General features: G+C 58.4%; 16 protein-coding genes and 1 pseudogene. 4 read left to right on the forward strand and 13 right to left on the reverse strand.

The features are described 5' to 3' along the window. The first annotated feature begins 124 nt into the window (after positions 1-124). Positions 125-2,037 (forward strand): annotated as a pseudogene (locus BXA01_RS03170) (acetoacetate--CoA ligase). 47 nt (positions 2,038-2,084) lie between these two features. Here the strand turns inward: BXA01_RS03170 and BXA01_RS03175 are convergent. After that, a complete protein-coding gene (locus BXA01_RS03175; RefSeq protein ID WP_076563187.1) occupies positions 2,085-5,843 on the reverse strand; it encodes a hypothetical protein in 3,759 nt (1,252 codons plus the stop codon). Between the two features lie 132 nt (positions 5,844-5,975). Continuing rightward, positions 5,976-7,085, reverse strand: a complete 1,110-nt coding sequence (locus tag BXA01_RS03180; protein ID WP_076563188.1) for a PilT/PilU family type 4a pilus ATPase — start codon at positions 7,083-7,085, stop codon at positions 5,976-5,978. A gap of 109 nt (positions 7,086-7,194) precedes the next feature. Here BXA01_RS03180 and BXA01_RS03185 point away from each other — a divergent pair, with 109 nt between their 5' ends. Continuing rightward, positions 7,195-9,744 (forward strand): PAS domain-containing hybrid sensor histidine kinase/response regulator, encoded by a 2,550-nt coding sequence (locus BXA01_RS03185; protein WP_076563189.1) that lies wholly within the window; start codon positions 7,195-7,197, stop codon positions 9,742-9,744. A 40-nt stretch (positions 9,745-9,784) separates the two neighbouring features. Further along, the gene (locus BXA01_RS03190; protein WP_007912322.1) at positions 9,785-10,060 is read left to right on the forward strand and encodes a peptidylprolyl isomerase; all 276 of its coding nucleotides are present in this window, start codon (positions 9,785-9,787) and stop codon (positions 10,058-10,060) included. Positions 10,061-10,176: 116 nt separating this feature from the next. On the opposite strand, the gene BXA01_RS03195 is transcribed toward BXA01_RS03190, so the two are convergent. The 10 genes from BXA01_RS03195 to BXA01_RS03240 all read right to left on the reverse strand — a co-directional run bounded on the left by BXA01_RS03195 (position 10,177) and on the right by BXA01_RS03240 (position 17,669). Further along, entirely contained in the window at positions 10,177-11,109 is a 933-nt protein-coding gene (locus BXA01_RS03195) for a sugar kinase (RefSeq protein WP_076563190.1), read from the reverse strand. 154 nt (positions 11,110-11,263) lie between these two features. Continuing rightward, positions 11,264-12,478 (reverse strand): amino acid deaminase, encoded by a 1,215-nt coding sequence (locus BXA01_RS03200; protein WP_076563191.1) that lies wholly within the window; start codon positions 12,476-12,478, stop codon positions 11,264-11,266. Between the two features lie 38 nt (positions 12,479-12,516). Continuing rightward, the gene (locus tag BXA01_RS03205) at positions 12,517-13,281 is read right to left on the reverse strand and encodes an IclR family transcriptional regulator (protein ID WP_076563192.1); all 765 of its coding nucleotides are present in this window, start codon (positions 13,279-13,281) and stop codon (positions 12,517-12,519) included. 147 nt (positions 13,282-13,428) lie between these two features. Beyond that, positions 13,429-13,818 carry a RidA family protein gene (locus tag BXA01_RS03210; protein ID WP_016774497.1) on the reverse strand — a complete coding sequence of 130 codons (390 nt, stop codon included), beginning with the start codon at positions 13,816-13,818 and terminating at the stop codon, positions 13,429-13,431. Positions 13,819-13,849: 31 nt separating this feature from the next. Further along, positions 13,850-14,641 (reverse strand): amino acid ABC transporter ATP-binding protein, encoded by a 792-nt coding sequence (locus BXA01_RS03215; RefSeq protein ID WP_041478713.1) that lies wholly within the window; start codon positions 14,639-14,641, stop codon positions 13,850-13,852. Next, positions 14,638-15,300, reverse strand: coding sequence for an amino acid ABC transporter permease (locus BXA01_RS03220; protein ID WP_041478712.1), 663 nt, complete (start codon positions 15,298-15,300; stop codon positions 14,638-14,640). The genes BXA01_RS03215 and BXA01_RS03220 overlap by 4 nt, the downstream gene beginning before the upstream one ends. Before the next feature lie 9 nt (positions 15,301-15,309). Beyond that, positions 15,310-15,972, reverse strand: a complete 663-nt coding sequence (locus BXA01_RS03225; protein WP_076563193.1) for an amino acid ABC transporter permease — start codon at positions 15,970-15,972, stop codon at positions 15,310-15,312. 51 nt (positions 15,973-16,023) lie between these two features. After that, positions 16,024-16,872 (reverse strand): transporter substrate-binding domain-containing protein, encoded by an 849-nt coding sequence (locus tag BXA01_RS03230; RefSeq protein WP_076563194.1) that lies wholly within the window; start codon positions 16,870-16,872, stop codon positions 16,024-16,026. 280 nt (positions 16,873-17,152) lie between these two features. Beyond that, entirely contained in the window at positions 17,153-17,431 is a 279-nt protein-coding gene (locus BXA01_RS03235; protein ID WP_076563195.1) for a type II toxin-antitoxin system RelE family toxin, read from the reverse strand. Then, complete coding sequence (locus tag BXA01_RS03240; protein ID WP_039758605.1) at positions 17,421-17,669, reverse strand: type II toxin-antitoxin system Phd/YefM family antitoxin; 249 nt, start codon at positions 17,667-17,669, stop codon at positions 17,421-17,423. Before BXA01_RS03240 ends, BXA01_RS03235 begins: the two co-directional genes overlap by 11 nt. A 248-nt stretch (positions 17,670-17,917) precedes the next feature. On the opposite strand from BXA01_RS03240, the gene BXA01_RS03245 reads away from it, so the two are divergent. Continuing rightward, positions 17,918-18,349: a thioredoxin family protein gene (locus BXA01_RS03245; protein ID WP_076563196.1), complete on the forward strand. Its 432-nt coding sequence runs from the start codon at positions 17,918-17,920 to the stop codon at positions 18,347-18,349. A gap of 132 nt (positions 18,350-18,481) precedes the next feature. Here the strand turns inward: BXA01_RS03245 and BXA01_RS03250 are convergent, their stop codons facing one another. Continuing rightward, complete coding sequence (locus BXA01_RS03250; RefSeq protein ID WP_076563197.1) at positions 18,482-20,041, reverse strand: TerC family protein; 1,560 nt, start codon at positions 20,039-20,041, stop codon at positions 18,482-18,484. Between the last annotated feature and the right edge of the window lie 192 nt (positions 20,042-20,233).

The raw sequence follows: 20,233 nt of genomic DNA on the forward strand, positions 1-20,233 counted from the left end.
ACTGGAAAATCGCTATCGCGAGCAGGCTCACTCCTAGAGGGGTATGTGTAATCCGATAAGAAGAGGCAACCCCATGTCCGACATCCTCTGGCAACCCGACACCCAGCGTATCGCAGGTTCGCGTATGGATGCCTTCCGGCGCGATATCAATCAGCGGCATTCGCTTAAGCTCGACGGCTACCCTGCCCTGCACCAATGGAGCATCGATCAGCGCCCGGCGTTCTGGCAGGCGATCGTCGATTTCTTCGACATCCGCTTCCACACTCAGCCCGACGCCGTCTTGCGTGAAGGTGCAGAAATGCCCAGCGCCGAGTGGTTCCCGGGCGCGACGCTGAACTTCGCCGAACACCTGTTGCGCCGCCGCGACGATGCCGTGGCCGTGATCGCAGTTGCAGAGAATGGTCAGCGCGAACAACTGACCTGGGCCGAGTTGGCCGAACAGGTCGCCGGGTTTCAGGCGAGCCTGCGCGCTGCGGGCGTCGGTCGGGGTGATCGCGTGGCGGCTTGCATGCCCAACACCTGGCAAACCCTGGTGGCGATGCTGGCCACCACCAGCCTCGGCGCGATCTGGTCCTGCTCGTCGCCCGACTTCGGCACCCACGGCGTGATCGATCGCTTTGGCCAGATCGAACCGAAAGTGCTGCTCACCTGTGCCGGTTATCAATACGCCGGAAAAACTCTGGATCAGACCGCCAAGCTCAACGAAATCCTTGCACAACTGCCGTCACTGCAGCAGTTGATCATCGTCCCGTACGCCCGTACGCCCGTCCGCAAGCGCGCATCGAGGATTACCAAACCCTGGCCGATGTCTGCTTGTGGGAAGATTTTTATCAACCCGGCGGCGAACCGGATTTCACCCCGGTGCCGTTCAATCATCCGCTCTACGTGCTGTACTCCAGCGGTACCACCGGCGTGCCGAAATGCATCGTCCACAGCACCGGCGGCGTGCTGCTGCAACACATCAAGGAACATGGTTTGCACTGCGACCTCGGTCCCGGTGATCGCTTGTTCTACTACACGACCTGCGGCTGGATGATGTGGAACTGGCTGGTTTCGGCGCTCGCGGTTGGCAGCGCCGTGGTGCTCTTCGACGGCTCGCCGTTCCACCCGGATCACCAGCGCCTGCTCGACCTGATCGACGATGAACGCATCAGCGTGTTTGGCACCAGTCCGAAATTCCTCGCGACGCTGGAAAGCAGCGGCGCCAGGCCCTGCGAAAGTCATGACTTGAGCAGTTTGAAAACCCTGCTGTGCACAGGCTCGGCTTTGTCACCGCAAAGCTACGATTTCGTTTATCGCGACTTCAAAACCGAGGTGTGTCTGGCCTCGATGTCCGGTGGCACCGACATCGTTTCGTGCTTCGTCAATGGCAACCCGCTGTCAGCGGTACGGCGCGGAGAAATCATGGGCAAGAGCCTGGGCATGGCCGTCGAGGTGTGGAACGACGCTGGCCAGCCGGTTGTCGGTGAGAAAGGTGAACTGGTCTGCACGCGGCACTTCCCGGCGATGCCGATCGGGTTGTGGAATGACCCCGACGACACAAAACTCCGCCAGTCCTACTTCAGCCTGTTCCCCGGCGTCTGGGCACAAGGTGATTACGCCGAACAGTTGCCCCATGGCGCGATGATGATCCATGGCCGCTCGGATGCGGTGTTGAACCCGGGTGGCGTGCGCATCGGCACGGCGGAAATCTATCGGCAGGTCGAGAAAATCCCTGAGGTACTGGATAGCGTCGCCATCGGCCAGCAATGGCAGGAGGATGTGCGAGTCGTATTGTTCGTGCGTTTGCGCGACGGCGTCGAGCTGGATAAAGGGCTTGAACAGCGAATCCGCGACGTGATCCGCGCCAATACCACACCCAGGCATGTTCCCGCACGCATCGTCGCAGTTACCGATATACCGCGCACCATCAGCGGAAAAGTCGTGGAGCTGGCGGTGCGCGATGTCGTGCATGGGAGGCCAGTGAAAAATACCGACGCACTGGCCAATCCCGAAGCGCTGGAGCAGTTTCGGGATCGGCGCGAACTGGCCGAGTGAAGCAGGCACTGGCGTTTCACCTGACAGGGTGACGCCAGTGCCTGGGGTCAGCGAGGTTTGTTCAAGGTGATGACGACCGGCTCGCCAATGGCTTTGCCAGCACTGGCCTCCAGTGCGCCGCGAAGTACCGACATGTTTTCATCGAAGGTGGCCTTGTCGGTGGCCAATTGACTCAGCAACGAGGTAGCCAGCGCGAGTGAATCAGCGTTTTCAAAGGCCCTCGACGGCGCATGACAGTCAGTGCCGGACTCCGATGCCGCCAGGCAACCGGCGCCCAGATTGATCAGTTCGCTCACGTCCAGCCGCTGCCCGCCATCACTGGCATGCACGGCGTCGCTGGCATAGCCGACATCGTCGGTCTGCGCGCTGGCGTGGAACAGCTCATGAATCAGGTCGTCGGCGACCACGTCGTGGTTGAAACCCATACTGACGAAATGCCTGTTGAGGTTTCGCGTGTAGATTTCGACGAAGGCGATTTCAGACTTGTCGCCCGCATCGGCATCTTTCCAGCGCTGGTAGTTGTCGGCATCGAACGAGGCGAGTGTGTCGTTGATTTTCAGGCCATCGAGAATCATGTTGCTCATCGAAAAGCCCGCAAAGTCGAAGCGGATCAAACGCAGATAGTTGACCAGGCGATCAGTGGAAACCTCTGAGGCATTGCCGAACACAATCTTCATCAGCGACTCGCGATCGCGCTTGAAGTCATGTCGCTGGAACACCTCGATGGCATTATCGATCTTGGTCCGCGCACGGGGCAGACTGTGTTCGACGAACTGGCGTGTATAGCTCGTCGGCAATGTTCGCGGTGAATACGGCAGTTGCACCGGCGCGTGAAAGGCGAAACCGTCCAGGGCATTGCCCCAAAGATTGCCACGACGATTCAACGCATACCATTTGTCGCCAGTGCGGGCTGCCAATACATTGATGGCGTCGCCAGCGAACCCGCGTGGTCGCCAACTGCCCATCCCTAGTTGTGCAGAATTGGAGGCGTCGAGCAGATCATAGGATTGCCGGCGACCAGTGAGTTTGTGCAACTGGCTATTCGCCCTGGCAATCAGGTCGTGGCTGTTTTTGTTAAAACGCAACAAGCCCTTGTGTACCAGTTTCCCACCGCTCTGCAGGCCAGAGGGCACGCCGTCGAAGGGGTTAAAAAGCGAGATGGCTGAAGTAAACGCCAATCGGGTAAAGCTTGCAGCCTTGGCGGTAGTGGAAATGGCCTTGGCGGAAATACTCAACACTTTCGAGCTGGCGCCAGCGACAGTTCCCACTAGCCCGATGCCATCCATCAAACAACCGTAGAACCCGTCCACCATCTTATTGTGTTCGCCCGAGACGATGTCCTCAATGCACTTCTTGAACGGCACGATCAGGTCGATGAAATAAGTCAGCAACCGTTCGCCTTCATCTTTGGAGAGTTCCAGCGGTGTCGGTATACGCACGAGTTCTCTGAGCTCACTCTTGTTCAGGAACGGTCGGTTATCGGCGAGAAATCCGGCGATGCGCGCGACGTTCGGCTCATTGAATTTTTGATAGAAGCCGCGCTGCGATTGTGAAGATCGCGTTGGTGCTTCCAGCGCACCGAAGTAATCGATGATCGCCATGCTGCTGGTAATTGAAGCGTCCTCGGCTGCGGCATGGGTATAGCGCTTGATGTTCAGCGGAACGCTCTGAGTTGCAGTATTGCTCAGGGGCAGCGTCATATTGGCACTGGCGCTCATTCTCGAGCGTTGCTGGAGCTTCCGCTCCCGCCTGATGAATGCACCGAGGGCATCATTCTTTCCGGATTCTGCGCGCGAGGTAAATAGCTCATAACAAAGATCCGCATCTCCATGGGATGTATACATCACAACCCCGAAACGTCCTGTGGCGGCATCTCTGCTTTGTTGTGTTTCTTGTTCGAGCCCCACATTCAGAGGGCCGCCGGCCCGACGGGTAGTGACATAGGACGCAGATCCGCGCACGGTGAAAAAATGTATGTCGGCATTCATGAACACCTGCAGATCTGCTTCCGGCATGTGCGCCAACGCCAGTTTGACGGCAGTCAGCATGCCGCTGTTCAGCTCTTTGAAATGCGCCGCCAGTTGACGCTCCATTTCCTCTTCACAGGATTCAAGCGTAAGCAGATGCGGATAACGCTGGTAAAGACTGACACCTGAAGGGTTGTAATTGATGGCCGGTTGCGGCAATCCGTTGACGATCAGTCGCACAGTGCGTCTGTCCCACTGGCCAGTGACCATGTCGCCCGATTGATGCAGATCGACCATGGACATGATCTGCTGCCCGCCTACCTCGGACAGCGCCTTTTCGTCCAGTGTGTCGCAGCCCGGCGCAGCCTTTCTCAATTGAGTGCGGGCAATTTCCGCACGGTTGGGCAAGGGGGTCGAAAAAGCGCGAGCTGTTTGGGCGAATTGCTCTGCGTGGTGCTCAAACGCCTCAATAGCCAGCCTTGTACAAGCCTCTTCCGCCTGCTCGAGCTCGGCTCTTGAAAAAATCCGGTTGAGCAGCGCCCACTCGACGATCGGGTCGATCAGCGCCAGATCGCGCATGTGTTTCTGCGCTTCGCTCACGGGCTGCAATTCGCCGTAAGCAATGATCTGCGCATAGGTCAGTTCCCGCGAAGCCCCGGTTTTTGCAGCCTCGACCAATACCACTGCACGACAGAAGTTGATCCACGCAATCGACCCGAGTCTGACCTCAGCCGGAATTTTTCTGACCAGCAATTCAGGCGCGACGCGTGCCAGAAGAAGATGGGCCACCAGCGGCGCCAATACTGGATTTACCCAGTTTTTACTGCGCACAAACGCGGTGTACTCGTCGAGTATTTCTGTCGGATGACGTTCTATGTTGTCAGGCGAATAAAGGTCTCGTCGATTGATCAAGTGGCAATGACCGATCGATGGATCCAGATCAAGCAATATTGCGGTCATCAGCAATTGGCGAAGGATATTTTCGGAAACCGTTTGCCCTTCATTCACTCCGTACCAGTTCAGCTCTTTGATATAGCTTCTGGCAAGATTCAGCGAAATTGGATAGGCGACAAATTCAATCAGGCGCTGCGCTGCCGTCTCGTGAGCTATCTCAGCCTGGCCTGTAATGTTATACAAAGCCAACAGCAGCTTGGGCCTTGGCATCAACTTGGCGGTAGCGCCACGAATATCGGAAAATTGCTCTTCGGATAATGCATTCAGGCTCGTATCATTTGTCTGAAAATGCTCCCAATAGTTGACTGGCTCCTTGACCTGCGGTGAAAACCTGAACAAACCGACCAAGTTAGTGATCCTGGCCTTGGTATCAGGCAGATCGATTTCATGAAACTTGAACCACTGATCCAGGGTTATATCAAGATCAGGCCAGATATAACCGCCGGCTACCGCAGCGATATCCGCTATCAGACTTACCGTCGAGCGTGTTGGCTGACTGAATTGAAAGTGCTGCGCCGCAACCAGATCAACCCAACCTCTGACGGCACGGACTTCCATCTTGCCTTCCGGTGTTATCCGCACCAAACCGTTGTGATCGGTCGCATTTTCCCGAGCAAGCGCACCAATGACTGGCCCGGTACTCAGCAACTCGTCAAGCAGAAGTCTGCCGGGATTGTAGATTTCATACAGCGAGGATCCAGGCTCCAGCTCTATCTCATGCGCGTACCAGTTGATCTTCTCATTATCGTTGTACTTGGTTAACGCTTCTTCCAGATGCCGAAGAACCATGTCACGCTCGGCACCATCTGCTTCAGATCGAAACTTCCACTCAGCCAACGCAACTTTCGACGGCCTGAATACTTTATTTCTGTTTAGTTCACTCACGGTAAAACCTCATCAAAAAACCCGCTGACCATTCAGCTGCTGACGTTTTACCCAAGCATATATAAGCGCACCACGAGTTAATTATTAAGCGTTGTTGCAGCCGAGACACTCGATACATTCAAATACATTGACTCAGTCCATTAAACCCCACTCGCCGGCGCCTGAATTGTTAACACTCGCTTGATCGTGCTGAAGTTTAATTCGCAACTTCAGGTTATTCACCGAATCGGCATTCTTCAATGCTTCCTGCTCGCTGACAGCACCTTCTGCAACCAGCGCAAACAGTGCTGCGTCAAAGGTCTGCATACCGAGTTCGAATGATTTTTCCATCAGCGGTTTGAGTTCCTCGAACTGACCGCGGCGGACCAGATCAGCGATGGTCGGCGTGCCCAGAAGAATCTCGACCGCCGCGCGCCTTTGCCCGTCGACAGTGCGGACCAGACGCTGCGAGACACACGCTTTGAGGTTGTTGCCCAATGTCTGCAAAAGCTGTTCGCGCTTCTCCTCGGGAAACATATTGATGATGCGATCCAGCGCCTGATTGGCGTTGGTCGCATGTAATGTCGACAACACCAGATGCCCTGTATCAGCAAACGAGAGCGCATGCTCCATGGTTTCGCGATCGCGTATTTCGCCAATCAACACTACATCCGGTGCCTGGCGCAGAGTGTTCTTCAGTGCAGCATGAAAGCTGCGCGTATCGACGCCAACCTCACGCTGATTGATGATCGAGCGCTTGTGCCGATGGATATATTCGATCGGGTCTTCGATGGTCACGATGTGCCCGGCACTGTGGCGGTTGCGATGATCGATCAGCGCCGCCAGGGAGGTCGACTTTCCCGAACTGGTAGCGCCGACAAAAAGAATCAGGCCACGTTTGAGCATCACCGTTTCCAGCAGCACCGGCGGCAGCTTCAGGTCTTCGAATCGGGGGATGTCGACCTTGACGTTGCGGATAACGATCGAAACGTCGTTGCGCTGCTTGAAAATGTTCACCCGGAACCGGCCGACGCCCGTTCGGGAGATTGCCAGGTTCATTTCCAGATCCCGGTCGAACTCCCGGCGCTGCTCGGCGTCCATCAGGGAGGTGGCGATGGCCGCGGTTTCGCCGGGTTTGAATGGCTGATCGCTGAGCGCCGTCAGCACGCCATCAATGCGCGCGCTCGGCGCTGCGCCGGTAGAGAGGAATAGATCCGAGCCGTTTTTTTGCGACAATGTTGACAACAGTGCATCGATTTCCATGGCTGAAAGCACCCGCGAAGCATTGAATGAGCAAATTTGGCCGACGCTTGGCGCGGCTCCTGCAACAATGATAGACCCCGTCTCACCGAACCACGCTCAGGATTGAAACATGAATGCTGTATCCACCACCGATGACGCTCAGGCCTTGATTGCCCGCACCGACTGGAGCCGCAGCCCGCTAGGCGCCGCCGGCACCTGGCCGCAGAGCCTGCGCACGGCGGTGGACATCGTGATTCATTCGCCGATGCCGATGCTGCTGTTATGGGGCCCGCAACTCACGCAGATCTACAACAATGGTTTTGCCCTGCTAGCTGGCAGCAAGCATCCCGAAGCCTTCGGGCAGCCAACCCATGAGATCTGGCCGGAAGTGCGGGATTTTGCCGAGCCGATTTACCAAGCGGTGCTGCAGGGTCAGGTGCGCAGCTTCAGCGAGCAACGTTTCAGCGTGCAGCGCGACGGCAAAAAAACCGATTTCTGGCTGGATCTGACCTACAGTCCGATTCGCGATGAAACCGCACAGGTCGCCGGAATTCTGATCACTGCCATTGAGACCAACGAGCGCCGCCGCATTGCCCTGGAATTGCAGCGCCGTTCCGAGGAAAGCCTCAAGGCTCAGCGCCAGTCCGAAGAGCGTCTGCAACTGGCCCTTGCCGCCGCCGACGCCGTCGGTACGTGGGACTGGGACATTGGCGAAGACCGATTCATTGCCGATGCGCATTTTGCCGAACTGCATGGCGTTGATCCGAGCAAGGCCGGGCAATTGCCGATCAGCGAATATATGCACGGGGTGCACCCCGAAGATCGCGCAATGGTTGCGCGCGGCATCAAGCACTGCATCACCCACGGCACCGAGTACGCTGAGGAATATCGCTTGTTGCAGGCCGATGGCACGCTGCGCTGGGTGTTCGCGCGGGGGCGTTGCTACAAGGATCATCATGGTCGGCCGATGCGCTTTCTCGGCGCGGCGCTGGACCTGACCGAACGCAAACACACGGAACAGGCGCTGCGTCAGAGCCAGACCGAATTGCAGTTGATCATCAACGCCATGCCGATCCTGATCAGCTATGTCGACGCCGAAGAACGTTTTCGCTTGAACAACGCAGCGTATCTCGACTGGTACGGCCTCACACCGCAGGAGTTGTACGGGCGCACGATTCGCGAGGTCATCGGCGAAGAGGCGTATTTCCTGCGTGCGCCGTACATCGCCGAAGCGCTGGCCGGGCGCGCCTGTTCCTTCAGTTTCTATACCCCCCACCGCGACGGCAGCACCCGTCATGCCCTCATGAATTATCTGCCGCGACATGGCGCAGACGGTGCAGTGAATGGCTTCTACATCTTTGTCATCGACGAGACCGAGCGCAAGAAAACCGAAGAAGCCCTGCGTAATCTCAACGAGACCCTCGAAGAGCGGGTCAGCGCGCGCACCGAGCAACTGGCTCAGGCCAACGAGCGTTTGCAGAACGAGATGTTCGAACGCGAGCGCGCCGAAGATGCCTTGCGCCATGCGCAGAAGATGGAAGCCGTCGGCCAGCTCACGGGGGGCATCGCCCACGACTTCAACAACATGCTCACCGGCATTATCGGCAGTCTGGACTTGATGCAGCGCTACATCGCCAATGGTCGTGCCGACGAGATCGGCCGTTTTACCGAAGCGGCCGTGTCATCGGCCAATCGCGCGGCGGCGCTCACGCATCGCTTGCTGGCGTTCTCGCGGCGCCAGTCGCTGGACCGCAAGCAACTGAACGTCAATGAGCTAGTGCACTCGCTGGAAGATCTGATCCGCCGCACCAAAGGCGATCCGATCGACCTGCAACTGCGCCTGCCCGAAGACGTTTGGCCGGTGAGCACCGACGTCAGTCAGCTGGAAAATGCCCTGCTCAATCTGGTGATCAATGCCCGCGACGCGATGCCCGAAGGCGGCACGTTGCTGATCCAGACTGCGAACGTGTATCTCGACAGCAGCGACATCACCATTCTCGAACCGGTCAAGGCCGGGGAATATGTGATGCTCGCGGTCAGCGATAACGGCACCGGCATGACTCCTTCAATCCGCTCCAAGGCGTTCGATCCATTCTTCACCACCAAACCCATCGGCCAGGGCACCGGGCTCGGGCTGTCGATGATCTACGGTTTCGCCCAGCAGTCCGGTGGTCACGTCAGCCTCGACAGCGTACCGGGGCAAGGTACTTGCGTGCGCCTGTACTTGCCGCGTTTGCTTGAGCCGGCGCCCGAATCCTCGTCTGTGGAGACGGCCGAACCGATTGCCGCTTCATCTTCGGGCGAGACCGCGATTGTAGTCGAGGATGATCCGGCAGTGCGCATGCTGGTGCTCGATCTGCTGAGGGAGCTGGGCTACAAAACCTTCGAAGCGGCAAACGCCAAGATCGCCCTGCCCTTGTTCGAGTCCGCGCAACGTGTCGATCTGCTGGTTACCGATGTCGGGCTGCCGGGTATGAACGGACGCCAGTTGGCGGAGATTGCTCGCCAACATCGTCCGGGGCTTAAAGTGCTGTTCATGACCGGTTACGCGCAGATTGCTGCCGAGCGCCAGGGCTTTCTTGAAGAGGGCATGGACATGGTCGCCAAGCCCTTTGTCCTTGAAGTGCTCGCGAGCAAGATTCGCAAGTTGAGCAACCCGCCCCCGCGACTTGAGGCATAATCGCGCGCCCCGCTGTCACCCCGTTATCAGGTATTGCACGATGAAAGCCCAAGCCCGCCACATTCTGGTGAAAACTGCCGAAGAGGCCGAACAACTCAAACAGCGCATCGCCAAGGGCGAAGCATTCGATGTGCTGGCGAAGAAGTTTTCCACCTGCCCGTCCGGCAAACGCGGCGGTGATCTGGGCGAAGTCCGACCGGGACAGATGGTCGGCGCGATTGATGCGGTGATTTTCAAGAAACCACTGCGCACCGTGCATGGGCCGATCAAGAGCAAGTTTGGTTATCACCTGGTGCAGGTGTTTTATCGGGATTGATCGGCTGGCTGCCGGGCTTCTTCGCGAGCAGGCTCGCTCCCACATTTCGACCGGGTTTTCATTGTGGGAGCGAGCCTGCTCGCGAACCGATTGCGCAGCAAGCGGCCATTCTCTGACTACCTGGGGATCAGCGCCCCTGGCACCTGTATCACCCGACTGGCCAATTCATGTCCCGCTTGCGCCGCTTCTGCCGGGCTGCCGCCGAGCAGGCGTCGGGCCAGATACGCCGCACTGAACGAATCCCCCGCCGCCGTGGTGTCGACAACCTTGTCGACCTTTTGCGCCGGCACCTCAAACGCCTCCCCCTGACAACGAATCAGGCACGCCTCGGCGCCACGCTTGAGCACCACTTCTGGCGTGCCAATCTGCGCATACGTGGCAAACACCTCAGCGCAATCGGCAAACCCGAACAACGCCTGTTCGTCATCCACGGTGAGCAACGCCAGATCGACATAAGGCAAGACGCTGCGATATGCCGCGCGGGCCTCTTCCACAGAAGCCCACAAGCGTGGGCGGTAGTTGTTGTCGAAAACGATGCGCGCATCGCGCTGCCGGGCTTCGCTCAACGTCTTGATCAGGCGGGCACGGCCTTGCATGCCAAGTACGGCGAGGGTGATTCCGCTGAAATACAGCACGTCGTAGTCCGGCAAAGCCGCGAGAATCGGCTCGGCCGCAGGGGTAGTGAAGCAATCGCGCACCGCCGCTTCGTTGCGCCAGTACAGAAAGCGCCGCTCGCCGTTGGCGTCGGTCTGGATGCAGTACAGACCGGGCAGCCGACCGGGCAGGCGCTGCACCAGATTGAGGCCGATGCCTTCGCTGCGCCAGATCTGGCACATTGCGTCACTGAAACTGTCATCGCCCAGCGCGGTGACGTAGTCGACTTGCGCCTTGTCGCCCAGCGCGCGAGACAGGTAAACGGCCGTATTGAGGGTATCGCCACCGAAGCTTTGCTGCAGACTGCCGTCGGCACGTTGTTGCAGTTCGATCATGCATTCGCCGATAAGGGCGATGCGTGGGGTGTTGGGCCCCAGAGGGCTGAGCGTGGTCATCTGGTAGGGTCTCTGGTCGTTCGGTGGTGGCTGTTGTGGCGTCATCGCTGGCAAGCCAGCTCCCACATAGTCAAGGTGAACATAAATTGGGTAATCACCTCCGGCCCTGTGGGAGCTGGCTTGCCAGCGATTGGCCGCGCCTCGGTCTCAAGCCTTAGAAACAAGTCTCCATGGTCTCGATGACCGCCAGCTGCTCATCCACCAGCAACCCCACCCGCCATTTATCGAACGTCAGGCACGGATGCGAAGTACCAAAGGAAATGATGTCGCCGACCCGCAGTTCTACACCCGGCGCCACGGTCATGAACGCATGCTGATCCATCACCGCCGTGACCTTGCACGCACCGATATCATCACCTGTCGCCAACACCACACCGGCCTTGTAGCGCAACAACGGCACCGGCAAACCGGCGTCGAATGCGACGTCGCGCTTGCCCAGGGCGATCACCGCGAAACCCGGTTCCGGCAGCGACTGCACATGAGCCCAGACTTCCAGCGCCGGGCGCAGGCCTTCGTGCAGATCGCTGCGACGGTCGAGTACGCAGCACTGCGCCTCTTTGTAGATGCCGTGGTCATGCGCGACATAACTGCCCGGGCGCAACACGCTGAGGAAGCGGCCAGCAGCGTTCTGGGTTTCGAAGGATTCGGCGATCAGGTCATACCAGGCTGAACCCGATGCGGTGATGATCGGTTTGGCGATGGCGAAAGCGCCGCTGTCCTGCAGCTGCACCGCCAGGCGCACCAGCGATGCGGCGAACTGGCGAATGCCACTGACCGCGTGATCACCATGAATCACGCCCTCGTAACCTTCAATGCCGGTCAACGCCAGCGACGGTTGCGCATCGATGGCCTTGGCCAGCTCGATGACTTCCTGCTCGCTGCGGCACCCGCAGCGCCCGCCGACCACGCCATATTCGATCATCACGTTGAGCTTGACCCCACGGGAAGCAAAGTAAGCCCCGAGGTCGGCGACGTTGTCCGGGTGATCGACCATGCAATAGAAATCGAACGTCGGATCGGCAAGCAGATCGGCAATCAACGCCATATTCGGCGTGCCGACCAGTTGATTGGCCATCAGCACCCGGCGCACGCCGTGGGCATAAGCGGCGCGGGTCTGGGTGGCGCTGGCGAGGGTGATGCCCCAGGCGCCGGCGTCGAGCTGACGCTTGAACAATGCCGGGGTCATGCTGGTTTTGCCGTGGGGCGCGAGTTCGGCGCCGCTGTCGCTGACAAATTTCTGCATCCAGCGAATGTTGTGCTCCAGCGCCTCGCGGTGCAGCACCAGCGCCGGCAGGCTGACGTCGCGGGTCAATTGCGCGCCGATCACGGCATCGCCTTTTTCCACAGCAGAGTTGATGGCAGTGGTCATGGTCGAATCCTCACAGTCGCGGCTGCAGGCAGCCGCGGTTATTCGTTGATACGCCGGGCGAGGCTGTTGGCGCTCTCGATCAGCACCCGGCGATAGTCGTTGTAATTGTTTTTTGCATCGGCCCGTGGCGCGACGATGCACAACGTGCAAATGGCCACGCCTTGCGGGTCTTTCACCGGCGCGGCGAAGCAATGGGTGAACGTGTCGGCAACGCTGTCGAAGGAGAAGAAGCCATCGAGGCCAGCCTGACGAATCTCCGCCAGAAAGCGTTCCAGCGGCAGGCGTTCGCCGTCGGGCAGGATGTAGTCGTCCTCGTCGATCAGGTCGATGATCTGCTGATCGCTCAAGTGCGCGAGCAGCAGGCGCCCGGAGGCGGTCCAAGGGATCGGCGCGTTTTCGCCGATGTCCGATGAGATGCGGAAATGCCGCTCGCCCTCCTTCATCAACGCCACCGTGTATTTGCGCCCGTTGAGCAGGCACATCTGCGCGGTTTCGCGGGTCTGGCTGACGATCTCCTGCAAGGCGTGATCGGCCTCGCGGCTGAGGTCGAAATGGCGCAGATGCGCTTGGCCGAGGAAGTACAACTGGCGGCCGAGATAGACGTGGCCGTCCTTGCCCACCGGTTCCAGAATCCGCCGTTCCAGCAAGGATGCGACCAGTTCGTAGACCGTGGATTTCGGGCCGCCGATGCCGATGGCGATGTCGTTGGGGCGCAGGGGCTGGCCGATTTCCTTGAGAAAATCGAGGATATCGAACGCCCGGTCCAGACCACGTGCCCGGCGCTTGATGGTGTCTTCGGTCATTTCAGTAGTTTCCATTCAATTTCGCCGGGAGTTTACCGAGAGTCCAGTGTCGCCTGTTACATCGCTTTCGCGAGCAGGCTCGCTCCCACAGGAAAACGCATTCCAAATGTGGGAGCGAGCCTGCTCGCGAAGAGGGCTGCACTTGTTTCAGGCCTTCTTCTTGTAGGCAATGCAGTCGATCTCAACCTTGCAATCAACCATCATGCTCGCCTGCACGCAGGCCCGCGCCGGGGCGTGTTCGGGTTTGAAATACTCGGCGAAGACCTTGTTGAAACTGCTGAAATCCCGTGGATCGTCCAGCCAGACGCCGGCGCGGACCACGTCTTCAAGACCATAACCAGCCTCTTCGAGAATGGCGATCAGGTTCTTCATGGTCTGGTGGGTCTGTTCGACGATGCCGCCAACGATGATCTCGCCATCCACCGCCGGTACCTGGCCGGACACATGCAGCCAGCCATCCGCTTCGACTGCGCGGGCGAATGGACGAGGCTGGCCGCCGGCGGCGGTGCTGCCGGTGCCGTAACGCGTAATGCTCATGGGTGTTTCTCCTGATTGCAAAAGTACAGATTCAAAACCGCGTGCTCTTGAGAAATTCCGCCAGACGCGGCGATTGCGGGCGTTCGAACAGTTCCTTGGGAGGCCCCTGCTCTTCGATTCGCCCTTGATTCATGAAAACGATCTTGTCCGAGACCTCAAAGGCGAAACGCATTTCGTGGGTCACCAGCAACATGGTCATGCCGTCCTCGGCCAGCCCCTTGATCACGTTGAGCACCTCGCCAACCAGTTCCGGGTCGAGAGCCGAGGTGACTTCGTCAAAGAGCATCAGGCTCGGGTTCATCGCAATGGCCCGGGCGATGGCCACTCGCTGTTGTTGACCACCGGACAACTGACCGGGAAAGTGATTGCGCCGCTCCAGCAGGCCGACACGCTCCAGCCATTTTTCGGCAAGCACCACGGCTTCGTCCTTGTGCATCTTCTTCACCTTGAGCAGGCCCAAGGTGACGTTCTGCAACGCGGTCAGGTGCGGAAACAAGTTGAATTGCTGGAACGCCATGCCGGTCATCGCACGATGCCGGGCAATGACCTTTTCCGGGTGACGCACGCGTTTACCGTTGACCTCGTCATAGCCGATGGATTCGCCGTCGAGCAGAATCTGCCCGCCCTGAAACTCTTCAAGCATGTTCACGCAACGCAGCAGCGTGGTCTTGCCCGAGCCACTGGAGCCGATCAGCGTAACGACGTTACCGCGCTGCATGCTCAGGTCGACACCCTTGAGCACTTCCACCGCGCCGTACTGTTTGTGCAGGCCGCGAATATCCAGCAACGCCTGATTCTGTGAAGCAACTTGAGCTTGAGTCATGGCAAGGCCACCCGCTTTTCAATGTGCCGGCCGAGTAATTCGATGCCGTAGTTGATGACGAAGAACAGAAAACCGGCGAACAGGTAGAACTCCAGGGTCATGAAGTTTCGGGCGATGATCTGTTGTGTGCTGAGCAGCAATTCGGCGACGCCGATCACCGAGAGCAAAGTCGAGGCCTTGACGATTTCGGTCGACGAATTGACCCAGGTCGGCAGGATCTGCCGCAGCGCCTGAGGCAACAGCACGTAGCCGAGGGATTGGTAGAACGTCAGGCCGATGGCTTTCCCCGCCTCCATCTGCCCGCGCGGCAAAGCTTGCAGGGCGCCACGGACGATTTCGGCGACGTGCGAGCCGCAGAACAGCGTCAGGCCCAGGGCTCCGGCCTGAAACGCGCTGATCTGCCAACCGAGCGCCGGCGCCATATAAAAGCAGGCCAGCACCAATACAAACACCGGTGTGCCGCGAATCAGATCGACGTACAGCCGAAACGGCGCGCGCATCCAGAATCTGCCGTAAGTCAGGACCAGGCCGGCAACCACGCCGAGCATGGTGCCCAACACAATGGCCAGCGCCGAGACCTGCACGCTGGTCAGAAAGCCCTGCCACAACGGCTCGCGGGCGAGCCACAATTCATGCAACCAACTGGGAGATTGGTACATCGCAGCCTCCTATCGGCGGATCGCCAGACGCTGCTCGAGGTAACGCAGCAGCATGGCAATGAGGTAACAGGCCGCGACATACAACGCCGTGGTCACCAGCCAGGTTTCGATCACCCGGTAGCTCTCGACGTTGATCTTGCGCGCGTAATAGGTCAGCTCCGGTACCGCAATCGCAGCGGCAAGCGAGGTGTCCTTGAACAGCGAAATGAAGTTGTTCGACAGCGCCGGCAGTACGTTGCGCAACATCACCGGCACGGTGATGTAAGCCTTGACCTGCCACTCCCCGAGACCGATCGCCAGCCCCGCTTCGCGCTGGCCTTTGGGAATGCTCAGCAAGCCGCCACGAAAAACTTCGGTCAGGTACGCGCCGGCATACAGCGACAGCGTGATGATGAACGACGGAATCTTGTCCAGACGAATGCCAAGGCTGGGCAGCGCAAAGTAGATCAACAGAATCAACACCAGGATTGGCGTGTTGCGCACCACCGTGACGTACACCGAGGCCAGCACCCGCAAGGCGCGATGTTTGGAGAGCAAGGCAAACGCCATCAGCAGGCCGATCACGCAGCCGATGGCGATCGACACCAGCGCCAGCTGCAAGCCCAGCCCGAGCCCCGCCAGCAAGGTGTCGAAATCGCGCCACACGGCGGCAAAGTTCAACTGATAATTCATGGTCAGCAGTACCTTGAGCGGGGCGATTTGACTCGCCCCACTCTCACGGGATCATTTGAATTCGACTGGGAAACCGATGGCTGGAGATGGCAGATCAACACCGAACCATTGTTTGAACGAGGCAGCGTAGGTCGGGAACTCAACTCCGGTCATGGCTTCATGCAGCGCGGTGTTTACGAAGTTCAGCCAGTCCTGATCGCCACGTTTGACGGCGCAGGCGTAAGTCTGCGGGCTCCAGGCATAGCTCGGGCTGCGGTAGCGGCCCGGGTTCTGCACCATCAGGTATTTGACCGAGGACTGGTCGGTTGCGGCGGCATCGGCACGGCCGGAGTTCACTGCCTGATACATCAGGTCGACGCTGTCGTACTGGTCGACCTTGGCCTTGGGCAATGCCTGATGCACCAGTTCTTCCGCGTAGACGTTCTGCAGCACCGCAACGGTGACGTCATCGCCCGCCGCTTGCAGGTCTTCGATCTCCTTGTATTTGCTGTTGTTCGGCAACAGCAGGCCGACGCCTTCGCGGTAGTACGGCAAGGTAAATGCCACTTGCTGCGCGCGGCTGGCGGTGACGGTGATGAACTGGCAGCTCATGTCGACCTTGTCGGTCAGCAGGTTGGGGATCCGCGCATCGGAGGACTGCACCACGAACTCGACTTTGTTCGGGTCGTTGAACAGTCCTTTGGCCACCATCCTGGCGATGTCGATATCAAAACCCTGCAACTTGCCGTCCGCGCCTTGAAAGTGCCACGGCGCATTGGTGCTGCCAGTGCCCACGATCAACTTGCCACGGGCGAGAACACTGTCGAGCTTGCTGTCGGCAGCCTGGGCCAGGCCCATGACCGAGGAAGAAGCCGCAAGAACAAAAACACACGCTTTGAACAACGAAGGATGGCGACGCATGGCAAGCACTCCACAATTGTGTTTATTCCGCTATACCGGAACACGGTTTGTTACTACGGAATAGACAGCAGAAATTGTGCCACAGGAATCTCGCGAAATCTGTAATTGCGTTGAACGCTTTTGGAATCAACAAGATATGGTTCGTGGACCAAAGGGTTTGGCCCGAACTAGAACGAAGGAAATAGCTGACACAGCCATTAAAAGGGTAATGCGTTCCCAACTTGGTTCAGATCGCGCCGTTGTGGTGCGAATCAGGGTGACAGTTGAACAAGACCCGGTATCAGCGCTTTAGCGCCTGCCTGTAGACATCACCCTGCCGTTTCCCGACGGCTATCACCGTCACGACCAGTACCTCGTCCCTGACCCGATAGACCAACCGATATCCAGCGCTTCGAAGCTTGATTTTATAGGCGTTACTCAATCCTTTCAGACGAGCCGCCGGAACGTGGGGATTTGCCAGCCTTTCAACAAGTTTATCTTTGAACTGCTCTCTGAGCTCCGACCCAAGCTTTCGCCACTCCTTCCAAGCCTTTTCAGAAAATTCCAGTTCATAGGTCATCAATGGATACCTTGATGGTCGGATCGTTTTCTCGCTCCTTGCAAAGGGCGATCAGTTCCAGATCCTCCAGGCGCTCCATCATTGCTTCATATTCCTTGGCAGGAACACAGTAGAAGGCCGGTTCGTTTCGATTAAGGATCGCCACAGACCGGCCTCCACCAGCTGCCACTGTACCCATAGGGTTTTTTTTCAATTCGGAAATACTCGCTACGACGTGAGAAAGAACAATGTGCGTCATGAACTGTGCCTCTTGAAGTGCTCTGATTAGTGCTCAAAATAGCACTCCAAGTGATGCTCGGCGCAATGCATTGAGGTTACCACGCGGTTTCTTGTGAGGTTCCCGCATTGGTTGTCAGGTCTATCTGGCGTTCTTGTGGGATTAATCTCGTGGTTACGCACCCCACCTGTAATTTCTGACAGTAGACCGCGACGCCCCTACTCCTTTAACGTCAAGGAGCCTACCCGCTCGTTGAAAAGGACCCTTCGATGAACGCCACAAACACAACCTCCACGCTGGCCCCGGTTTACCGCAAAGCCCTGAAAACCTGGCGCCCGGTCATTCTGTATTTCGCCAATGATCACTGCCCCGCCTGCGAATGGGCCGGGCCGATCTTTCGGCAGATTGCCGAGCCTTACCGACTGCGCGCCAACATCTATATGCTCAACACCAGCCAATCGCCCAAGCACCCGAATGTCACGGGCACGCCAACAGTGCTGTTCTATAAAAACGGCAGGCTGCTGAAAAAGCTCAAAGGTATCGGCACTGAAGAAACCCTCGCACGGGATTTCACCGTGCACATCGGCAAGACCAAAGCCCCCTTTGCAGCGCGTAAACGGAAGCATGATCTGCCTTGGCTGCGTCAGACACTTCGTACTTTGCGTACCGTCCCACATGGGCGCCTACGCCGGATGTTCTGAACGAGCCCAGAGCTGTGAAGTGCCTGCCAAATTGCCTTCGCGAGCAGGCTAGCTGCCACATTGAACTGCGTTGCAATGTGGCAGCTAGCCCGCTCGCAAAAAGGCCAGCACAGCTTTTAGAAAACGCAAGGATTACGCGGCAGCGCGCTCCAGCAACACCCGCGTCACCCGCCGTTCTTCTACCGCTTTGACGGTCAGTTGCCAGCCCTCGTATTCCAGTCGATCGCCGGTCATCGGCAACCGATCCAGCAGGCTCATCACCAACCCGGCCATGGTCTGATAATCCTCGGTCGGCTCGGCATCGAAGCCGGTACGCTGGCGAACGCGAGCCAAGGGCAGCGCGCCGCTGACCAGAAAACCGCCGCGCTCCTCGACCACATCCGGGCCTTCGATTTCGCTGGCATCGGGCAACTCACCGGCGATCGATTCGAGAATGTCGGTCATGGTCAATACGCCGACGAAATCGCCAAACTCGTTGACCACGAAAGCGATGTGGGTCGAGGCCGCGCGCATCTGCTCCAGGGCATTGAGGATTGAGTAACTGTCGAGCAGATTGACGGTCTTGCGTGCCAGATGCTCCAGGTTCGGCTCGTTGCCGGCCAGATACTCCTTGAGCAATTCCTTCTTGTGTACGAAGCCCAAGGGCTCATCCACCGCGCCATCGCGAATCAACGGCAAGCGCGAGTACGACGAATGCATCAACTTCGTGCGAATGGTTTCGGCGTCATCGGCAAGATCAATCAGGTCAACGTCGGCGCGCACCGTCATCAGGTTACGAATCGGCCGCTCTGCCAGTTGCAGCACGCCGCTGATCATCACCCGCTCACGACGGTCGAACAGCTCGGCCACCGGCGCTTCACCGTTGTCCAGCAGGTCGGAGATTTCCTCACCAACCTCCTCCGCCGCCAGCTTGCGGCCACCGAGCAGACGCATCACTGCATGGGCCGTGCGCTCACGCATTGGCCGCACGCCCTGCATCGAACGTTTGCGCCGCGCCCGGGCGATCTGGTTGAACACCTCGATGAGGATCGAGAAACCGATGGCGGCGTACAGGTAACCTTTCGGGATATGGAAGCCCAGACCTTCGGCGGTCAAGGCAAAACCGATCATCATCAGGAAGCCCAGACACAGCATGATCACGGTCGGATGTGCGTTGACGAAGCGGGTCAGCGGCTTGCTGGCGACGATCATCAGGCCGATGGAAATGATCACCGCGATCATCATCACCGCCAGTTCATCGACCATGCCCACAGCGGTAATCACCGCATCGAGGGAGAACACCGCGTCGAGCACCACGATCTGCGCGACGATCGGCCAGAACAGCGCGTAGGTTGTGTTGGTCGAGCGCTCGCCGACGTGGCCTTCGAGGCGCTCATGCAACTCCATCGTCGCCTTGAACAACAGGAACACGCCACCGAACAGCATGATCAGATCACGCCCGGAGAAGCTCTTGTCGAACACCTCGAACAACGGCTGCGTGAGCGTAACCAGCCAGGAAATGCTCGCCAACAGGCCCAGGCGCATGATCAACGCCAGGGACAGACCGATGATCCGCGCACGATCGCGCTGATGCGGCGGCAGTTTGTCGGCAAGAATTGCGATGAACACCAGGTTGTCGATACCCAGCACCAGTTCCAGCACGATCAGAGTCAACAGGCCTAACCAGGCCGTGGGATCCGCTAACCATTCCATAAAACGTCTCGATCTCTCTTCAGTGAATTCAGGCGGCCGGACACGGCGAAGTGCAACGCGAAGGCTCAAGAGCCGCGTTATCAACCATAGTCGGGAGTCGGAAGACGGGATACTGCAAAAGGATCAAAACCGCGCAATTTTGCGCTGGAGAATGCTGACTGGGAGGCTCCGAGAGGGTGTTCATGTAGATCC

Origin of the sequence: Pseudomonas sp. B10 (assembly GCF_900156235.1) — a bacterium.
GTDB classification, from domain to species: Bacteria; Pseudomonadota; Gammaproteobacteria; order Pseudomonadales; family Pseudomonadaceae; genus Aquipseudomonas; species Aquipseudomonas siliginis.

What these genes read in the sequence shown, in the direction of transcription:
- BXA01_RS03250 (WP_076563197.1), bottom strand. Translation starts at nt 20,041, where the DNA reads ATGGAATGGTTAGCGGATCCCACGGCCTGGTTAGGCCTGTTGACTCTG.
- BXA01_RS03195 (WP_076563190.1), bottom strand. Translation starts at nt 11,109, where the DNA reads ATGACCACGCTCAGCCCTCTGGGGCCCAACACCCCACGCATCGCCCTT.
- BXA01_RS03200 (WP_076563191.1), bottom strand. Translation starts at nt 12,478, where the DNA reads ATGACCACTGCCATCAACTCTGCTGTGGAAAAAGGCGATGCCGTGATC.
- BXA01_RS03225 (WP_076563193.1), bottom strand. Translation starts at nt 15,972, where the DNA reads ATGAATTATCAGTTGAACTTTGCCGCCGTGTGGCGCGATTTCGACACC.
- BXA01_RS03210 (WP_016774497.1), bottom strand. Translation starts at nt 13,818, where the DNA reads ATGAGCATTACGCGTTACGGCACCGGCAGCACCGCCGCCGGCGGCCAG.
- BXA01_RS03190 (WP_007912322.1), top strand. Translation starts at nt 9,785, where the DNA reads ATGAAAGCCCAAGCCCGCCACATTCTGGTGAAAACTGCCGAAGAGGCC.
- BXA01_RS03220 (WP_041478712.1), bottom strand. Translation starts at nt 15,300, where the DNA reads ATGTACCAATCTCCCAGTTGGTTGCATGAATTGTGGCTCGCCCGCGAG.
- BXA01_RS03235 (WP_076563195.1), bottom strand. Translation starts at nt 17,431, where the DNA reads ATGACCTATGAACTGGAATTTTCTGAAAAGGCTTGGAAGGAGTGGCGA.
- BXA01_RS03215 (WP_041478713.1), bottom strand. Translation starts at nt 14,641, where the DNA reads ATGACTCAAGCTCAAGTTGCTTCACAGAATCAGGCGTTGCTGGATATT.
- BXA01_RS03240 (WP_039758605.1), bottom strand. Translation starts at nt 17,669, where the DNA reads ATGACGCACATTGTTCTTTCTCACGTCGTAGCGAGTATTTCCGAATTG.
- BXA01_RS03185 (WP_076563189.1), top strand. Translation starts at nt 7,195, where the DNA reads ATGAATGCTGTATCCACCACCGATGACGCTCAGGCCTTGATTGCCCGC.
- BXA01_RS03245 (WP_076563196.1), top strand. Translation starts at nt 17,918, where the DNA reads ATGAACGCCACAAACACAACCTCCACGCTGGCCCCGGTTTACCGCAAA.
- BXA01_RS03230 (WP_076563194.1), bottom strand. Translation starts at nt 16,872, where the DNA reads ATGCGTCGCCATCCTTCGTTGTTCAAAGCGTGTGTTTTTGTTCTTGCG.
- BXA01_RS03180 (WP_076563188.1), bottom strand. Translation starts at nt 7,085, where the DNA reads ATGGAAATCGATGCACTGTTGTCAACATTGTCGCAAAAAAACGGCTCG.
- BXA01_RS03205 (WP_076563192.1), bottom strand. Translation starts at nt 13,281, where the DNA reads ATGACCGAAGACACCATCAAGCGCCGGGCACGTGGTCTGGACCGGGCG.